The organism is Stenotrophomonas sp. Ste86 (assembly GCF_024519465.1).
In the GTDB taxonomy this organism is placed as follows: domain Bacteria; phylum Pseudomonadota; class Gammaproteobacteria; order Xanthomonadales; family Xanthomonadaceae; genus Stenotrophomonas.
On record NZ_JALJRW010000009.1, the window covers coordinates 85,336 to 102,778 of the forward strand.

At 68.4% G+C, this 17,443-nt stretch carries 12 protein-coding genes; 4 read left to right on the plus strand and 8 right to left on the minus strand.

The window, feature by feature from the left end; translation table 11 throughout:
- Positions 1-46: 46 nt before the first annotated feature.
- The 3 genes from NR101_RS10400 to hflK all read right to left on the minus strand — a co-directional run bounded on the left by NR101_RS10400 (position 47) and on the right by hflK (position 2,286).
- A complete protein-coding gene (locus NR101_RS10400; RefSeq protein ID WP_256775784.1) occupies positions 47-232 on the minus strand; it encodes a DUF2065 family protein in 186 nt (61 codons plus the stop codon).
- A 66-nt stretch (positions 233-298) separates the two neighbouring features.
- Complete coding sequence (locus NR101_RS10405; RefSeq protein ID WP_256775785.1) at positions 299-1,162, minus strand: protease modulator HflC; 864 nt, start codon at positions 1,160-1,162, stop codon at positions 299-301.
- Complete coding sequence (gene hflK, locus NR101_RS10410; protein WP_256777736.1) at positions 1,159-2,286, minus strand: FtsH protease activity modulator HflK; 1,128 nt, start codon at positions 2,284-2,286, stop codon at positions 1,159-1,161. The genes NR101_RS10405 and hflK overlap by 4 nt, the downstream gene beginning before the upstream one ends.
- A 198-nt stretch (positions 2,287-2,484) precedes the next feature.
- Here hflK and NR101_RS10415 point away from each other — a divergent pair, with 198 nt between their 5' ends.
- Positions 2,485-3,480, plus strand: a complete 996-nt coding sequence (locus tag NR101_RS10415; RefSeq protein WP_256777737.1) for a YhdH/YhfP family quinone oxidoreductase — start codon at positions 2,485-2,487, stop codon at positions 3,478-3,480.
- Positions 3,481-3,568: 88 nt separating this feature from the next.
- Positions 3,569-3,952: a twitching motility response regulator PilH gene (pilH, locus tag NR101_RS10420; RefSeq protein ID WP_256775788.1), complete on the plus strand. Its 384-nt coding sequence runs from the start codon at positions 3,569-3,571 to the stop codon at positions 3,950-3,952.
- 147 nt (positions 3,953-4,099) lie between these two features.
- Here the strand turns inward: pilH and NR101_RS10425 are convergent, their stop codons facing one another.
- A complete protein-coding gene (locus NR101_RS10425; protein ID WP_256775789.1) occupies positions 4,100-4,996 on the minus strand; it encodes a DnaJ C-terminal domain-containing protein in 897 nt (298 codons plus the stop codon).
- Positions 4,997-5,243: 247 nt separating this feature from the next.
- Here NR101_RS10425 and NR101_RS10430 point away from each other — a divergent pair, with 247 nt between their 5' ends.
- Positions 5,244-5,726 (plus strand): peroxiredoxin, encoded by a 483-nt coding sequence (locus tag NR101_RS10430; protein WP_256775790.1) that lies wholly within the window; start codon positions 5,244-5,246, stop codon positions 5,724-5,726.
- A 29-nt stretch (positions 5,727-5,755) separates the two neighbouring features.
- Complete coding sequence (locus tag NR101_RS10435; RefSeq protein ID WP_256775791.1) at positions 5,756-6,355, plus strand: ferritin-like domain-containing protein; 600 nt, start codon at positions 5,756-5,758, stop codon at positions 6,353-6,355.
- Between the two features lie 250 nt (positions 6,356-6,605).
- On the opposite strand, the gene pbpC is transcribed toward NR101_RS10435, so the two are convergent.
- The 4 genes from pbpC to prpF all read right to left on the minus strand — a co-directional run bounded on the left by pbpC (position 6,606) and on the right by prpF (position 17,397).
- Positions 6,606-8,981 carry a penicillin-binding protein 1C gene (gene pbpC / locus NR101_RS10440; RefSeq protein WP_256775792.1) on the minus strand — a complete coding sequence of 792 codons (2,376 nt, stop codon included), beginning with the start codon at positions 8,979-8,981 and terminating at the stop codon, positions 6,606-6,608.
- 55 nt (positions 8,982-9,036) lie between these two features.
- A complete protein-coding gene (locus NR101_RS10445; RefSeq protein ID WP_256775793.1) occupies positions 9,037-13,956 on the minus strand; it encodes an alpha-2-macroglobulin in 4,920 nt (1,639 codons plus the stop codon).
- A 780-nt stretch (positions 13,957-14,736) separates the two neighbouring features.
- Positions 14,737-16,194, minus strand: coding sequence for a bifunctional 2-methylcitrate dehydratase/aconitate hydratase (locus NR101_RS10450; protein WP_256775794.1), 1,458 nt, complete (start codon positions 16,192-16,194; stop codon positions 14,737-14,739).
- Between the two features lie 18 nt (positions 16,195-16,212).
- Positions 16,213-17,397 (minus strand): 2-methylaconitate cis-trans isomerase PrpF, encoded by a 1,185-nt coding sequence (prpF, locus tag NR101_RS10455; protein WP_256775795.1) that lies wholly within the window; start codon positions 17,395-17,397, stop codon positions 16,213-16,215.
- Positions 17,398-17,443 lie beyond the last annotated feature (46 nt).

Below are 17,443 nucleotides of genomic sequence, written 5' to 3' on the forward strand. Positions count from 1 at the left end.
CGGGAGCCGGCCAGCGGCCGGCACTACCGGACAAGGCCGTGCCCGCTCAGTGCTTCAACCACCACAGGGTGGTCAGCCCGGCCAGCAGGATCACCCCGCCCCAGGTACGCAGGGCGGCGCTGCGCAGCATCAGCAGTTGTTCGGCCATGCGCTTCCAGGCCAACGGGGCGGCGAACAGGAACAGGCCCTCCAGGATCGCGACCAGGCACAGGGCGGAGAAAAAGTCGTTCATGGCGCTCCAAATAAAACGGGGACCCGGTCTGCACCGGGTCCCCGTGGGTTGCTACCGCCTGCGACCTCAGCGATCGCTCTTGAGGTACTGCAGGAACGGGTCGTTCTTGTCGAGCACGATCACGCCGTTGCCGTCGGCCATGGAGCCACGGTAGGCCTCCAGGCTGCGGTAGAAGGCGTAGAACGACGGATCGGCAGAACCGGCCTTGCCGTAGATCCGCGCCGCTTCGGCATCGCCGGTACCGCGCATCTGCTGGGCATCACGCTCGGCTTCGGCCACGATCACGGTGCTGTCGCGGTCGGCCTGGGCGCGGATGGTCAGCGACTGCTCCTCACCCTCGGCGCGCAGCTTGGCCGCTTCCTGCTTGCGCTGGGCGCGCATGCGCTCGTACACATCGTTGATCACCTGGCTGTCGGTGGGCAGGTCGATCTGCTTGATGCGCAGGTCGATGATCTGCATGCCCAGGTCTTTGACCGACTTGTTGATGCCGGTCAGCTGGTTGGCGATCAGTTCGCTGCGGTCACCGGACACCAGTTGCTGCAACGTGCGCGAGTTGATCTGGTTGCGCAGCGAGTCGGTGATGATCGGGGCCAGGCGCGCATTGGCCACGGTGGCGTCGCCGCCGGTGGCACGGTAGTAGTCGCGCACGTCGGAGATGTACCCGATGGCGAAGAAGTCGACGCTGACGTCCTTCTGCTCGGCGGTGAAGTAACGCGCCGGCGCGGTGTCGAGCACCTGGAAGCGGCGGTCGAACACCCGCACCGTTTCCACCAGCGGCACCTTGAAGTGCAGGCCCGGTTTGATGTCCGCGCGCACCACCTTGCCCAGGTTGAGCACCATCGCGGTCTGGTCTTCGCGGACCACGTACACCGAGCCCAGCAGGGCCAGCAGGGCGGCCACGGCCAGCCCGATCCAAAGGGAACTCTTCATCGGCTGACTCCTTCACGACCGGTGGGGCGGGTGGTCGGACGTTCGGTGTTGCGCACGCCATCCACCGGCGTGCTGGCCGGCAGCGACGGCAGCATCACTTCCGGGGTCACGGGCGGGGCAGCCGGGGCGGCCGCACCGCCACGGGTGTCGGCCGGCATCGGCACGTAGATCAGCTGGCGGCCATCGCCGCCGATGATCTTGCGGTTCTGGCCGAGCACCTGCTCCACCGTTTCCAGCCACAGGCGCTTGCGGGTGACTTCCGGGGCGTCCTTGTACTGGACCTGGAGCAGGCTGAAGCGCTCGGCATCACCCTGGGCCTTGGAGACCACGGCCTGCTTGTAGCCCTCGGCGGTGGTGCGCGCACGCGAGGCCTGGCCACGCGCTTCGGGCACGACCTTGGCCGCGTAGGCCTGGGCTTCGTTGATCAGCCGTTCCTTGACCTGCTGGGCGCCGTTGACCTCGTCGAAGGCCGGCTTCACTTCCTCCGGCGGACGCGCATCGGGCAGGGTCAGCCCGGTCACCGACAGGCCGGTACGGTAGGCCTTCAGCGAGGCCTGCAGGCGCTCTTCGGCGACCACGGCCAGCGGGCCGCGGTTGTTGAGCACTGCATTGAGGTCGGCACGCCCCACCTGCTCGCGGACCGCGCTCTGCGCCGACTGCTCCAGCACCTGGTCGGCCGAGACCGAGCCGAACAGGTACAGGCGCGGATCGTCGATGCGGTACTGCACGTTGACCGAGACGTTGACGATGTTCTCGTCGCGGGTCAGCACCGGGACCTGGCTGCTGAAGGTCTTGATCTGGGTGGCGTTGACCTTGTTGACCGACTCGATCGGCCACGGCAGTTTGAAGTTGGGGCCGGGCTGCAGGATCCGCGAGAACTGGCCGAAGCGCAGCACCACGCCGAGTTCCTGCTCGCCGATCAGCTGGAAGCTGGAGAACAGCAGCAGCAGGACCGCCGCAACGCCCACCCAACGCAGGATGCCGCCATCGAACAGGTCCTTGAGTGGCCCGGGGAAACCGCCCCAACCGCCGCCATTGCCGCTACCGCGAGGTCCAAATGGACCCCGTCGATTCTCGTCGGGACCTTGTCCGCCCTTGTTGCCGCCGGGTGTATTCCAGGCCATGCACGCTCCATCAGTGAAAGGTTGCCTGCGGGTCATTCCGCACCGTCAACCGTAAATCCTGCTCGATTCTACAAGATGGGGCGGATTGACAGGATTGGAAGGGCCAAGCGGCAGCGGGTCGCGATTCATCCCCCCCTGCCCCACGCCCGCCGGGCCGGAGCGGGTAAGGTGTTGCCTCCCTCCCCGTCAGGCATCTTCATGGCCATCCCCGCCCGGTTCAACGCCTTCCGCATCCACCACGACGACCGCGGCCACCACAGCGGCATCGAAGCGATGGGGCTGGACCAGCTCAGCCCCGGCGAGGTGGTGATCCGCGCGCAGTGGTCCTCGGTGAACTACAAGGACGCGCTGGCCGGGACGGGCAAGGGCCGGATCCTGCGCCGCTTCCCCCTGGTGGGCGGGATCGATGTGGCCGGTACGGTGGTCGCCTCGACCGATCCGGCATTTCGCGAGGGCGATGCGGTGCTGGCCACCGGCTGCGGGCTCAGCGAGACCCGCGACGGCGGCTACAGCCAGTACGTGCGCCTGGAATCGAGCGCGGTGATCGCCCAGCCGGCCGGGTTGAGCCCGCGCGAGGCCATGGTACTGGGCACCGCCGGCTTCACCGCGGCGCTGGCGCTGCTGCGCATGACCGACAACCGGCTCACCCCCGCGCATGGTCCCTTGGCGGTGACCGGCGCCACCGGCGGGGTCGGCTCGCTGGCGGTGGACATCTTCAGCCGCGCCGGCTTCGAGGTACACGCCATCAGCGGCAAGGCCGACCAGGCCGACTACCTGCACGCCATCGGCGCCCGCCAGGTACTGCCGCGCGAGGTGCTGGCCACCTCCAAGCCGATGGAATCCCCCCGCTTCGGTGGCGGGCTGGACAATGCCGGCGGACCGATGCTGGCCAGCCTGCTGGCCCAGACGGCGCCCTATGGCAGCGTGGTCAGCGCGGGCCTGGCCGCCAGCCCGGCGCTGGAGATGACGGTGATGCCCTTCATCCTGCGCGGCGTCTCGCTGCTGGGCGTGTCGTCGGCGGCGGCACCGCGCGGGTTGCGCGAGCAGGTCTGGGAGAACCTCGCCGGGGCATGGAAGCCGCGCCACCTTGACGCGATCTGCACGCGTGAAGTGGGTCTGGAGCAGGTGCACGAGGTCTTCGACACGATGCTGGAAGGCGGGTCGCGCGGGCGTACCGTGGTGCGGATCGACTGAGCGTCGCAGGCAGGCGACGGACGGCAGGCCGGATGCTTCCGGCCTTGTGCGCGCAGCACTACACTGCGGGCATTACATGGGGAACAACATGGCACGCATTCTGATTGTCGACGATTCACCGTCGCAGCTGCTGGGGATACAGCGGATCGTCGAAAAGCTCGGGCACGAGATCCTGACCGCCACCGATGGCGCGGCGGGCGTGGAAGCCGCCAAGGCGCAGCTGCCCGACCTGGTGCTGATGGATGTGGTGATGCCCAACCTCAACGGTTTCCAGGCCACCCGCACACTGGCGCGCGATGCCACCACCAAGCACATTCCGGTGATCCTGGTGACCACCAAGGACCAGGACACCGACCGCATGTGGGGCATGCGCCAAGGTGCCAAGGCCTACATCACCAAGCCGTTCTCCGAAGACGAGCTGTCCGAAGTGCTGGAACGGGTCTTCAGCAACCAGGAACCGCCAGCGGCGTGATGCCGGCGCGGTGAGCCGCCCGGAGGGGAGCCGACCAATGGGCGGCTCCTACCCCGGCCGTCGCAGATGCACCGTGCCCGCGCGTACCTGCCGCTGGCCAGTGCACAACCGCAGTAGGTACCGACCGTTGGTCGGTACACCCTTCAATCAGGTCTTCTCGCCAAACGCCTTGGCCAACGCCTTGTAGGCCTTCTTCTGTGCCTCTTCGGTCGGGGCCGGAGCCACGATCTCCAGCTCGACGATCTGATCGCCGTCCGGATTGCCCGGCAGGCCGCGCCCCCGCAGGCGCAACTTGCGCCCGGCATCGGACTCGGCCGGCACCTTCAATTCCACCGAGCCGCCCAGCGTGGGCACGCTGATGCTGGTGCCCAGCGCGGCCTGCCACGGCGTCACCTGCAGGGTGTACAGGATGTTGCGGCCGTCCACCTCGAACTGCGGGTGCTCGGCGTACTCCACTTCCAACAGCAGGTTGCCGCCGCCGGTGCCCTGCCCGGCCAGGCGAATCACCTGGCCCGGACGGATGCCCTTGGGCACGCGCACATCCAGCTGCCTGCCGTTGACGTTGATGCGCAGGCTGTCGCCCTGGTGGGCCGCTTCCAGCGGCACGGACAGCTTGGCGCGGGTGTCACGCGTGGGCTGCGGGCCCTGGCTGGCACCGCCGAAGCCGCTGGCGCGGCCGCCACCGCCGCCGCGCTGACGCGCGAACAGGCTTTCGAAGAAATCGCTGAAGCCACCGCCGCCGGCACCGCCGCCGAACACTTCCTCATAGTCGAAGCCCTGGCCACCACCGTAGTTCGGCGGCGCATGGAACTCCTCGCCGGGCCGGTAGCCCTGCGCCTTGAGCTGATCGTAGGCGGCGCGCTTCTGCGGGTCGCGCAGCGCTTCATAGGCCTCGTTGACGGCCTTGAACTTGTCTTCCGCGCCGGCCTCCTTGCTGACGTCGGGATGGTACTTGCGCGCCAACCGGCGGTAGGCGGTCTTGATTTCCGCATCGCCCGCACTCGGTTCCACCCCGAGCGTGGCGTAGTAATCCTTGAATTCCATCGATACACCTCGAATAAGTTCGGTCGTCCGCGCCGGCGGACACCGTCCCGACAATTCTAGCGGCTGGCGCCGGCCGTGCCGTGACGCCCCGGCATGATCCTGCGCAATGCGCCCACGCCCCAGGGCGCCCATGCTGGCCCCTGCGCCACCGCGCTGCCGTTGAAATGGGTCTGCGACGGCGGTTTTCAACGTTTTGACGCCGCCATCCCACCCCGCTCACTACGCTGGACGCGTCCAAGGAGTCCGCATGACCATCCAAGCAGGCGATCGCATTCCCGAAGTCACCCTCAAGCGTATCCGCGAGGGCATGGAGACCCTCGATACCCATGCCCTGTTCGACGGCCGCCGCGCGGTGCTGTTCGGGGTACCCGGCGCGTTCACCCCCACCTGTTCGGCCCGGCATCTGCCCGGCTACGTCGAGCACTTCGCCGATTTCCGCCATCGTGGTATCGACGTGTTCTGCATGGCGGTCAACGATCCATTCGTGATGAAGGCGTGGGCCGAGAGCCAACACGTGCCCGATGGCCTGCAGATGCTGTCCGACGGCAATGGCGAATTCACCCGCGCGCTCGGCCTGGAGATGGATGCCAGCAGCTCCGGGATGGGCCTGCGCTCGCGTCGCTTCGCGCTGTATGTCGAGGACGGCGTCGTGCGCCAGACCTTCGTCGAGGAACCCGGCCAGTTCGAGGTGTCCTCGGCAACTCACGTGCTGGCGCATCTGCCCAGCTGAATCCACGCAACAAAGGAAACCGGCCAGCCATGTCAAAGCCAGCCAAGCAGAACCCCACCCCCGCCGCCGCCGCCCAACGCGCCGATGCCTCGCGCCCGCCGGGCATCAGCGATACCGCCACGCTGCGCGCCAAGGCACGCAAGGACATCGAAGACGGCGCCATCACCGACAGCTACAGCGCTGACCGCAAGGCGGTGATCAAGCTGCTCAACGACGCGCTCGCCACCGAGTACGTATGCGTGCTGCGCTACTACCGCCATTACTTCATGGCCAAGGGCATGCTCGCTGATTCGATCAAGGCCGAGTTCCTCGAACACGCCCAGCAGGAACAGGCGCACGCCGGCAAGCTGGCCGAACGCATCGTGCAACTGGGCGGCGAGCCCGACCTCAACCCGGACACGCTGACCAGGCGTTCGCACGCCGAGTACAAGGAAGGCAAGAACCTGCGCGACATGGTCCGCGAGAACCTGATCGCCGAGCGCATCGCCATCGACAGCTATCGCGAAATGATCAATTTCGTCGGCGACAAGGACACCACCACCAAGCGCATCCTTGAAGAAATTCTTGCCCAGGAAGAAGAACACGCCGACGAGTTCGCCGACCTGCTGGATGGCTGGATCGGGGAATAACACCGCCTGTACAACCCCGGGCATCAAGGAACGGTAGTGCCGGCCGCTGGCCGGCTCCGCAGCCCACCCAGATCGCGAGTAATGCCGGCCGCTGGCCGGCTCGCAGCCCCCTAAGATCACGAGTAGTGCCGGCAGCTGGCCGGCTCGCAGCCCCCCCAAATCGCGCGTAGTGCCGGCCGCTGGCCGGCTCCGCAGTGCGACGCGCCGGCCAACGGCCGGCACGACCGCCCCGCGTCCAGCAGCACGCGCATCACCGCAGTATCCGGAAGCGCACCTGCGTCCAGGCACCATCGGACGCCAGCGCGGTGAGGGTATGCTCGCCCACTTCGTCGAAATCGCGCTGGAACAGGCGCGCGCCCTCGGTGCGTGCGATCCAGCGCCCATCGAGCAGCCAGTCCACGCTGTTGTCATTGCCCAGCGCACGCAGCTGGAGGCGCACGCCGTGTTCGGCGTTTGGCGCGCGCGCCAGCGTGGCGCGGTCGTTGAGGCCTTCGATATGCAGGCTGCCGCCACTCTCGCGGCCATCCTCGCTGCAGTCCGGCGACAGCGCCGGCAGCTGCGCCGCGCGCCGTTGCGCCAACGGCAGCCACGGCGACAGCAACGCCGGCCAGCGGGCGATCTCGCGCGTTTCGGTCTCATGCGGCAGCCGGCAGTCCGGGGACACCCGCAGCCCGCTGCGCGCATCCACACTGAAGCGCTGGCGCCCCGGCTGCCACAGGCGCGCGTCGCGTTCGGCGAAGGTCGGTGGCACCACCCCATCAAGCACGAAGGCATCCAGGCGACGCTGGCACAACGCGTCTTCGGTGCGTTCGGCGAGTTCACCGGTCGGCCAGCAGATCGCTTCACGGGTCACGTTCGGTGGCATCGGGGCGCCACTCGCGTCCCCGGCCTGGCGCGGCAGGCTGTCCACCACTTCAAACATCAGCGGCAACGCGGTGACCGCACCGTACTGGCCCGGCAGCGGCGTGCCATCCGGCCGCCCCACCCACACCCCCACGGTGTAGTGACGGGTGCTGCCGATGGCCCACGCGTCGCGGTAACCGTAACTGGTGCCGGTCTTCCAGGCCACCCGTGGGCGCCCGGTGACATCGAAGGTGCCGCTGCCATACCCCGGGCGCGGATTGGACTCGAGCACCTCGCGGGTGATCCACGCCGCACCGGGCGACATCAGGCGGCGTTCGATCACTGGATCGTCGGCGGTATAGCGCACCCGTCCGGCGATGCCGTGGCGGTTGAATGCGGCGAACGCGCCGACCAGATCCTCCAGCCGCGCGCCGGTACCGCCCAGGATCAGCGACAGGTTCGGCGCGCTGCCATGCGGGAAGCGCAGGTTGATGCCGGCGTGCGACAGCCGCGCGGCAAACCTTGCCGAGCCGACCCGGTCGAGCAGATCAACCGCCGGAACATTGAGCGACAGCCGCAGCGCCGTGGCCGAACTCACCGGCCCGTTGAAGGCCGAATCGAAGTTGCCGGGGCGGTAACCGCCGAACGCCTGCGGGGCGTCCACCATCAGGCTTTCCGAATGGATCAGCCCGTCATCCAGCGCCATGCCATACAGGAAGGGTTTGAGCGTGGAGCCCGGCGAGCGCCAGGCCTGCACCATGTCCACGTGGCCCAGCCGCTGCTTGTCGCCGAAGGCCACCGACCCCACGTACGCGCGTGCCTCCAGCGTGCGGTTGTCGATCACCAGCAACGCGGCGGACGTGCGTTCGGGCAGCTGCGAGAAGTACGAGGACACGCGCTCTTCCAGCGTGCGCTGCAGGCCGATGTCCAGCGTGCTTTCGATGCGCGCCGCGCGCGGCTGTGCCGAGCGCAGCCGCTGCGCCAGCAATGCGGCGTGCAGCGGCGGCTGTAGCGCGCGGGTGACCACCGGCTCGATGCGCGCATCGTCCACCTCCTCGCGGCTCCACACGCCCAGCGCGACCATGCGCTCGAGCACCTTGTCGCGGGCGCGTCGCGCGGCCTCGGGGTGCCGGTCCGGGCGCAACCGGCTGGGCGCCTGCGGCAGCACCGCCAACAACGCCGCCTCGGCCTGCGACAACCGCGCCGCCGGTTTGCCCAGATAGGCCCAGCTGGCGGCCTCGACCCCTTCGATGGTGCCCCCGTAGGGCGCCCGTTCCAGGTACAGCGCCAGGATCTGCGCCTTGCTCAGGTGCACTTCCAGCTGCACCGCGCGCAGCATCTGCTTGGCCTTGCCCCACGGCGTGCGCGAATGCGGATCGAGGATGCGCGCGACCTGCATGGTCAGCGTGGAGCCACCGGACACGATCCGCCCCTGCAGCAGCCACTGCTTGCCGGCGCGCAGCAGCCCCCACGGGTTGATGCCCGGGTGGCGCCAGAACCAGCGGTCCTCATAGTTGAGCAGGGCCTGCAGATACAACGGCGAGACGCTGTCGGCCGAGGCCGGATAGCGCCAGACGCCGTCGGCATCGGCGAACGCGCGCAGCGGCGTGCCGTCGCGGGCCACCACCAGCGTGCTGGTGTCGCGCGCTTTCGGCAGGGGCGGCGGGAAGGCCAGGTCCAGCACCAGCACCAGCGCCAGCAGCAACGCGGTGCCCCAGCGCAACGCCGGCCACAGCCAGTGCCGCGCCGTGGTGGTCAGACGCCTGGAAAGGATGGGTTTCATCGGTTGGACGACAGGACTACGCGGGCCATCGCCTCAGCGATGGCCCGCACCCGGCTCAGGGCTGGACCACGGTCATCGTGGTCGGGTTGCTGCGGCCCACGCCACGCAGGTCGGGACGGTACATGTCCTCCACCAGCGGCGGCGGCACCGTGTAGGTGCCCGGGGTGACCGCGCGTACCAGGTAGAACACCTTGGCGGTGCTGCCCTTGGACAGCTTCAGCGCGGCCACGTAGCGGTCGTCGCGGAACTCCTCGTGGCGCAGCGTGGCCGCATCGCCGCGGTCGTTGACGTTGAGCCCGTCCACCACCACGTCGGCCCACTGCTTGGCATCGCCCAGGTTGAAGTTTTCGATCTCCAGGCCGGCCGGCAGCAGGTCGGTCAGCAGCGCATCGGGCATGTCCAGGTTCGGGGTGATGCTGACCCGCACGATCAGCGCCTCGCCTTCCTTCAGCGCACGTGGCGTCCACGGCCTGCCATCGGTGGTGTACCAGGTGCGCTCCACGCCAAGGCTGCGGCTGTCCGGCTCCGGCGCGGTACGCGGGATGCCGGCCACTTCCAGGCTGGCGAACATCGGCGGTTCGCCCTGCGGGGTGAAACGCACGCCCTTGGCCAGTGCGGCGTAGTCGAAACTGCGGCCGAACATGCGCCGCGCGGCGATCGCTTCCACCTGACCGCCCACGGCCAGCTCGCCGGACACCAGCTTCTTCTGGTTGGCCGCCAACGCCTTGCCCAGGCGCGCGATGGCGACCTGCTCCTGCGTGCTCAGCCACATCCAGCCACTGTTGCGCCGCGCATCCAGCGCACGGCCAAGATCGACCGCACGCGCGTCATAGGCCGGCTTGGACAGCTTGCGCTCGTGCAGCAGCGCGATCATCAAGGCGTCATCGCGCACCTCGCTGCCGTAGTCGCCGAAGTACTGCGGACGCTCGCTGCCAGGCTTGGCAAAGCCGGCGGCGATGGCCGCATCACCACGCTTGTGGTCGCCCTGCAGCGACAGCGCGATGCCCAGGTGCACCAGCGGCAGCCCGGTCAGCGCCTTGCTGCGCTCGTTGTCGTACAGCGCGCGCAGCGTGCCCAGCGGCGCGCGGTTGACCCGTGCCAGCACGTAGCCGGAATAAGCCTGGTTGGCGAACTTGAGGTTCTCGCGCCGGTCTTCGCCGTAGAACTGGTTGCCGCCGGACAGCAGGTCTTCGCTCAGGCGGTTGAGCGCCTTCTGCAGCACGTTGTCGGGCACCGCGAAACCGGCGTCCTTGGCGTCGAGGAGGAACTCGGCGATGTACGGGGTCAGCCACGGATTGACGTAGCCGTCGTCGCCCCACATCGAGAAGTTGCCGTTGGCCACCTGCATCGAGGCCAGCCGGCCGAACGCGCCTTCCATGCGTTCGCGCCGGGCCTTGGCATCCAGTCCGTCGGCACCGAGCATCGCCGAGGTCGCCTCGTCCAGCATCAGCGCGGCATAGCCCTTGCTGGTGGTCTGCTCGGCACAACCGTAGGGGTACTTCAACGCGCCGTTGAGCGCGCTGGCGAAGGGAATCGGCGGCAGCGCGCTGACCAGCATGCGCGCGGTCACCGAGTCGTCCATCAGGCCATCGGCCAGGCCGGTGCCCATCTCCACCGCCGCCAGTGGATCCAGCGTGCGGGTCTGCGCGCGCAGCACCTGCGGCCAGGCCGCACGCACCGGCAGGTCATAGCGGCGGTCCACCTTGAAGCCGTTGCCGTCCACCCGCACCCGCACCTTGGCCACGGTGTAGCCCTCGCGCGCGGTCAGCGGGAAGCTCAGCGTGGTCTTGGCATCGGCCTTGAGCTGCAGCGTGCGGCTGGGTTCGCCCAGGGTGAGCGGACCGATGCCATCGACCTGTACCTTGAACTCGCCCGGCTTGCCGGTGAAGTTCTGCACGTCCAGGGTGACCGTGCTGCGATCGCCCGGCGCCATCACCCGCGGCATGCTGGCTTCGGCCAGGATCGGCGCGCGCACGATGGTCTCCATGTCGCGCTTGCCGTACTGATCATCGGAATACACCAGCGCGGAGATGCGCAGCGTGCCGTTGAAGTCCGGCACCTTCAGCGCAATCCGCGCGATGCCCTTGGCATCGAGCTTCACCGGGCCGGAGAACAGGTCCACGGTCTGCACCCGCGCGGTCGGACGCTTGGCCTGCGGCATCGCCGCCAGCGCCATGTCGCCACCGAACTTGAGCTTGCCGCTGCTGCCGTCGAAGCTTTCGATCACCCGGCTGTAGATGTCGTAGGCATCCACGCCCAGCCGTCGCTGCGCGAAGAAGTGGCCGGCCGCATCGGGCACCGGGAAGCGGGTGATGTTGAGGATGCCCACGTCCACCGCCGAGACGGTCACATGCGCGACCTTGCCCGCCAGCTGCGGCGCACTCACCGCCACCGGCAGGGTCTGCTCGGGGCGCATCTGCTTGGGTGCGGACAAGCCGACCGCGATCTGCCGCGCCTTGCGGTCCATCGGCACGTGCACCACGCCGACCGCGCGGGCCGGGGTGATCTTGCTCGGCGCGCTGCCACCGCGGAACACCAACGCGGTGATGTAGACATCGTGGCGTTCCCACTCGGCGGTGACCGGGATGTCGAAGGTGCTGCCCGGCTTGGCGTCGATCTCCTGCACGTACAGCATCTTGTCGCTTTCCACCATCAGGATCCCCTTGCCGGCATGCGGCGGGGTGACGGTGACGCGGACCTTGTCGCCGGCCTTGTAGCCGGTCTTGTCCAGGCCCAGCTTGACCTTGTCCGGACGCGCATCCAGGCCGCGGTTGTCATCGTTCCAGCTCCAGCCGGCGCGGAACGGATAGCGGCTGGTCAACCCGGTGCCCGGGTCGAACACGTCCAGGCGGTACTCGCCCCATTCCACCGGGAAATCGATCGCGGCGGCCGCACTGCCGGCATCGACGGTGCGGGTCTCCTTGTTCTCGAAGCGGCGGGTGAAATCGTAGTCCCAGCGGTTGTCGTTGAAGGTCCAGTGGTAATCGCGCAGCTCGCGCACCAGCGTGACTTTGAGGCCCTTGGCCGGCTGCGGCTTGCCGGCCGCGTCCACCCGCATCAGTTCGAAGCGGGCATTGCTGTTGGCATCGGCACCGTCATCGGGGTTGAACAGCGGGCGCACGCCCACCAGTGCCGGCGCCGGCCACATCACCCGCTTGAGGGTGCGGGTGACGGTGCGTCCACCGGTCTCGTACACGCTGCCGGACACCACCACCGCGATCGGCGCGGTCGGCTTGACCTCGTCGGGCAGGGCCACGTCCTGGCGCAGCTTGCCGTCGGCGGGGAATTCGGTGTCGATGATGTCGCGCGCTTCGCGCGGCAGTTCCATCGTGGGGTCGCCGAAGAAATAGCCCGGCAGCGCTTCCACCGGCGACTGCTCTGCGGCCACGGCCAGGCGCGCGGTGAAGCGGTTGCCGTCGGCCGGCGCGCCATACAGGTAGGCCGCATCGGCCATCAGCTTGAGCGGTTCACCCGGCTTGAGGGTCTTCTGCGCGCTGTCCAGATCCAGCTTCATACGCTCGGGCAGGAACTCCTCGATGCGCAGGGTCATGCCCTGGATGGCTTCCTTGCTGGCCGGATTGGTGCGGAATTCCACCTGCCAGCGGCCGGTCGGCGCTTCGGCCGGGATCAGCTGTTCGAAGCTCAGGTAGCCTTGGTCGCCCGGTTGCAGGCGGGTCTCGCGGAAGGTCTTGCCGTCGGGCTGTTTCAGCCGCAGGAACACCGGCTGCGGCTTGACCGGCTTGCCGTCGTTGTCGCGCAGCAGGGCGGAAATGCGGACGGTCTCGCCCGGGCGGTACAGGTCACGCCCGGACCAGGCAAACACGTCGAACCAGGCGTTGTCGCGACCGGCCACGGCAAACTCGCTCAGGTCCAGCGCCGGCTGGTTGAACGGCAGCATCGAGGTATCCGCGCCGCTGCTGGCGATCAGCACGTGGCTGGCATCCAGGGTGTAGTTGAGCAGCGCATTGCCGTTGCCATCGGTGCTGCCCTTGAGCACCACCTCGCCCTTGCCATCCAGGATGCGCAGGTCGATCTTCTTCAGCGCCGCGCCACTCTGCAGCGAGGCGGTGTGTACGAACAGCTTGTCCTTGTAGGCGCGGGTGTGCAGGCCGATGTCGCTGACGGTGAAGAAGGCGGTGTCGAACTCGCTGTCGAACGAGCCGCTGCGCTTCATCACTGCAAAGTACAGGCCCGGCGCCTGCAACTCCTTGATGTCCTGGGTAGGCAGGTAGGTCAGCACGCGCTCGTTCTGCTTGCCACCGAGCACGAAGCGGTTGACGTACACCGGCTCGGCGAGCTTGGACATCGGGGTCTTTTCACCGTACTCGCTGTCCAGTTCCCAGCTGCCGCGACGCCCGCCGCGCTGGTACTGGCTGAAGAAGCTGGGCAGCTCCTTCTCGCGCACGCGCAGGAACTCCACGTCCACTTCCTGCACGTTCACCGACACCACCGGCAGGCCGCGGCTGTCCCTGGCCGGCAGCACGCTGCCCTGCGAGGCAAAGCCGGCAGCCGGCTTGAGCTCCCCGCTGAACACCTTCTGGCGCAGTTCCTTGCCGATCCGGCTGCCGTCGGCGGCGAGCAGGTCGGCCGACACGATCAGGTTGTATTCCTTGGCCGCTTCCACGAACGGGTAGCGCAGCGTCAGGCCGTCATCGGAGAGCGTCCAACTGCTGTCCTCGGTGCCCACCTTTTCGGCGAACCGGACCAGTTTGTCGAAGTCCTGGGTGCCCACCAGCGGCCGCGAGAACTCCAGCGCCAGCGAGACGCCGTCGCCCTTCTGGTCGGGATAGGCCCGCACCAGGGTGAACTCGCTGATCTTGTCGGCCTTGGCCGTGATCGGCGCGCCGGACGGTGTCGGCAGCTGGCCGCTGTCGTTGCGCTTGCAGCCCCCGATACCGATGGCCAGGCCGGCGACCAGCGCCAGCCCCGCGATTCCCTTCCAGCTCCACTGCCCGATCCGACTGCGGCTAGCCATGACGTCGCTCCTTGAACAAGGCGGCCAGTATAAGGGCCGGCCCACCCCGAACGGCGGCGGCGCCCTTACCCGCGCGACGACAATCCCGACGCGCAACGACAATCCCGACGCGCGGTAGTGCCGAGCCATGCTCGGCAACCGCGCGCCAGCGCGGAAAACCGGTCCGAAGCCGCTCTCCTGCCGATCGATGCGGTTTCCCCGCGGTTTAAACGCGGGCAGCAGGCGATGTGCGGCGTACGGCCAGTCCGCCGGCAAGTCCGTCGCCCAGTCCGCCGGCAGGCGCAGCCGAGCATGGCTCGGCTCTACCCGGTAGCTGCCCGCGAGGGGCAGACGAGGATGGCGTCGTTCCCCGGGCAACCCAACGCGCAACGGTAGTGCCGAGCCATGCTCGGCAACCGCGCGCCAGCGCGGAACACCGGTCCGAAGCCGTTCTCCAGCCGACCGATGCGACTTCCCGGAGGTTTAAACGCGGGCAGGAGGCGCATGTCCGGCGTACGCCAGTCCGCCGGCGAGAGCAGCCGAGCATGGCTCGGCTCTACCCGGTACCTGCCCGCGAGGGGCAGACGAGCGTGGCGCCGTTGCCCGGGCAACCCGACGCGCAACGGTAGTGCCGAGCCATGCTCGGCAACCGCGCGCCAGCGCGGCAAACCCGTCCGAAGCCGTTCTCCAGCCGACCGATGCGGCTTCCCCGGGGTTTAAACGCGGACAGCAGGCGGATGTCCGGCGTGCGCCAGTCCGCCGACCAGTCCGCCGGCAGGCGCAGCCGAGCATGGCTCGGCTCTACCCGGCCACGTAGAGGTCCACATACTCATGCACCGGCATGGCCTCCAGCGCCACCGGGTCCAGCGAGGCATCCAGGATGCGGCGCTGCTGCTGGGTCGGGAAGGTGGCGGCCAAGTGGGCGCGGAACTTGTCCTCCAGCAACGGGATGCCTTCGGCACGGCGGCGGGCGTGGCCCAGCGGGTACTCCACTTCAGCGTCCAGGCGGCTGCCGTCGTTGAACACCACCTCCAGCGCGTTGGCAATGCTGCGCTTGTCCGGGTCGAGGTAGTCGGCGGTGTAGCGCGGCTCCTCCACGCAGGTGATCCTGGCGCGCAGCGGGTCGATACGCGGGTCGGCGGCGACATCGTCCTCGTAGTCTTCGGCGACCAGCCGGCCGAAGATCAACGCGATGGCGACCATGTACTGCACGCAGTGGTCGCGATCGGCCGGATTATGCAACGGGCCGGGCTTGTCGATGATGCGCAGGCACGCCTGCTGGGTGCGCAGGGTGATCTGCGCGATGTCCTCGCTGCGCTTGCCGGCCGCGCGCATCCGCGCGTGCAGCTGCATCGCCGCTTCCACCGCGGTCTGCCCGTGGAACTCGGCCGGGTAGCTGATCTTGAACAGCACGTTCTCCATTACGTAGCTGCCATACGCGCGCTGGAAGCGGAACGCCTGACCGCCGAAGGACACATCGTAGAAGCCCCAGGTCGGCGCGGTCAGCGCGCTGGGGTAGCCCATTTCACCGGCCGCAGCCATCAGCGACAGCCGCACCGCGCGGCTGGTGGCATCGCCGGCGGCCCAGCTTTTGCGGGATCCGGTGTTGGGCGCATGACGGTAGGTGCGCAGCGACTGGCCATCCACCCAGGCCAGCGACAGCGCGTTGAGCATGCGCTCGCGGTCCAGCCCCAGCAGGTGCGACACCACGGCAGTGGAGGCCACCTTGACCAGCACCACATGGTCCAGGCCGACGCGGTTGAACGCGTTTTCCAAGGCGAGGCACCCCTGGATCTCGTGCGCCTTGACCATCGCCGCCAGCACGTCGCGCATGGTCAGTGGCGGCCGGCGCAAGGCCTCGGCATTGCGGCTGAGCCAGTCGGCCGTGGCCAGGATGCCGCCGAGATTGTCGGACGGATGGCCCCACTCGGCGGCAAGCCAGGTGTCGTTGAAATCCAGCCAGCGCACCATCGCGCCGATGTTGAAGGCGCCCTGCACCGGGTCCAGCTCGAAGCGCGTCCCGGGTACCCGCGCGCCATTGATCACGCGCATGCCAGGGACCAGCGGCCCGAGCAGCTTGCTGCAGGCCGGGAACGCCAGCGCGGCCAGGCCACAGCCCAGGGTGTCGATCAGGCAGTGGCGTGCGGTGGTATACGCCAGCGGCGACGCCACACGGAAGTCACGCACGTAATCGACGATGTCGGTCATCACCGTATCCCACGGCGGGCGTTGGTTGGCGTTGCTGTCGGGACCGGACATCGCGATCTCCTGTTGAACCTACACCGTGTCGGCGGGGACCCGCACTGCGCCTTCCATCAAGACGCGTGCACTGCGGCTCATGATGGCCTTGGTGACCGTCCACTGCCCGTCAACGAACGCGGCCTGCGCGCCCACCCGCAGCGTGCCGGAGGGATGCCCGAAGGTCACCGCCTCACGCGCGCCACCGCCCGCGGCCAGGTTGACCAGCGTGCCGGGGATCGCCGCAGCGGTGCCGATGGCCACCGCCGCGGTGCCCATCATCGCGTGATGCAGCTTGCCCATGGACAGCGCGCGCGCGTGCAGGTCGATGTCGCCGGCGGCGATGCGCTTGCCGCTGGAGGACAGGTAATCCTGTGCCGGCGCCACGAAGGCCACCTTGGGCGTGTGCTGGCGGGTGGCGGCCTGGTCGATGCTGTCGATCAGGCCCATGCGCACCGCACCGTGCGCGCGGATCGCTTCGAAGCGGGCCAGCGCCGCGTTGTCTTCGTTGATCGCCGGCTGCAGCTCGGTGCCGGTGTAGCCCAGGTCGGCGGCGTTGAGGAAGAGGGTCGGAATGCCGGCGGTGATCATCGTCACCGGGAAGCTGCCCACGCCGGGCACGTCCAGGGTGTCGACCAGGTTGCCGGTGGGGAACATTGCCCCGCCGTCGCCATCGTCGGAGGGATCCAGGAACTCCAGTTGGATCTCCGCCGCCGGGAAGGTCACCCCATCCAGCTCGAAATCGCCGGTTTCCTGCACCTGCCCATCGACGATCGGCACGTGCGCCAGAATGGTCTTGCCGATGTTGGCCTGCCAGATCCGCACCGTGCAGGTGCCGTTGTGCGGGATGCGCGCCGGATCGATGAAGCCGTTACTGATCGCGAACGGGCCGACGGCCGTACTGAGGTTGCCGCAGTTGCCGCTCCAGTCGACGAACGCGGTCTCGATCGCGACCTGGCCGTACAGATAGTCCACGTCATGATCCGGCACCGATGCGGCGGCGATGATCACGCACTTGCTGGTGCTCGACGTCGCCCCGCCCATGCCGTCGGTGTGCTTGCCGTAGGGATCGGGCGAACCGATCACGCGCATCAGCAGGGCATCGCGGGCCGGGCCTGGCACCTGCGCAGCGGCAGGCAGGTCGGTCAGCGTGAAGAACACACCCTTGCTGGTGCCACCGCGCATGTAGGTGGCGGGAATGCGGAGCTGGGGGAGAAACGCCATATCGAAGTCCTGATGGAAAGACGGCCCGGTGCAGGGCCGTCGTGAT

Excerpts from the sequence above, each read along its gene's own strand:
- NR101_RS10400 (WP_256775784.1), bottom strand. The coding sequence starts at position 232 with ATGAACGACTTTTTCTCCGCCCTGTGCCTGGTCGCGATCCTGGAGGGC.
- NR101_RS10405 (WP_256775785.1), bottom strand. The coding sequence starts at position 1,162 with ATGAAGAGTTCCCTTTGGATCGGGCTGGCCGTGGCCGCCCTGCTGGCC.
- hflK (WP_256777736.1), bottom strand. The coding sequence starts at position 2,286 with ATGGCCTGGAATACACCCGGCGGCAACAAGGGCGGACAAGGTCCCGAC.
- NR101_RS10415 (WP_256777737.1), top strand. The coding sequence starts at position 2,485 with ATGGCCATCCCCGCCCGGTTCAACGCCTTCCGCATCCACCACGACGAC.
- pilH (WP_256775788.1), top strand. The coding sequence starts at position 3,569 with ATGGCACGCATTCTGATTGTCGACGATTCACCGTCGCAGCTGCTGGGG.
- NR101_RS10425 (WP_256775789.1), bottom strand. The coding sequence starts at position 4,996 with ATGGAATTCAAGGATTACTACGCCACGCTCGGGGTGGAACCGAGTGCG.
- NR101_RS10430 (WP_256775790.1), top strand. The coding sequence starts at position 5,244 with ATGACCATCCAAGCAGGCGATCGCATTCCCGAAGTCACCCTCAAGCGT.
- NR101_RS10435 (WP_256775791.1), top strand. The coding sequence starts at position 5,756 with ATGTCAAAGCCAGCCAAGCAGAACCCCACCCCCGCCGCCGCCGCCCAA.
- pbpC (WP_256775792.1), bottom strand. The coding sequence starts at position 8,981 with ATGAAACCCATCCTTTCCAGGCGTCTGACCACCACGGCGCGGCACTGG.
- NR101_RS10445 (WP_256775793.1), bottom strand. The coding sequence starts at position 13,956 with ATGGCTAGCCGCAGTCGGATCGGGCAGTGGAGCTGGAAGGGAATCGCG.
- NR101_RS10450 (WP_256775794.1), bottom strand. The coding sequence starts at position 16,194 with ATGTCCGGTCCCGACAGCAACGCCAACCAACGCCCGCCGTGGGATACG.
- prpF (WP_256775795.1), bottom strand. The coding sequence starts at position 17,397 with ATGGCGTTTCTCCCCCAGCTCCGCATTCCCGCCACCTACATGCGCGGT.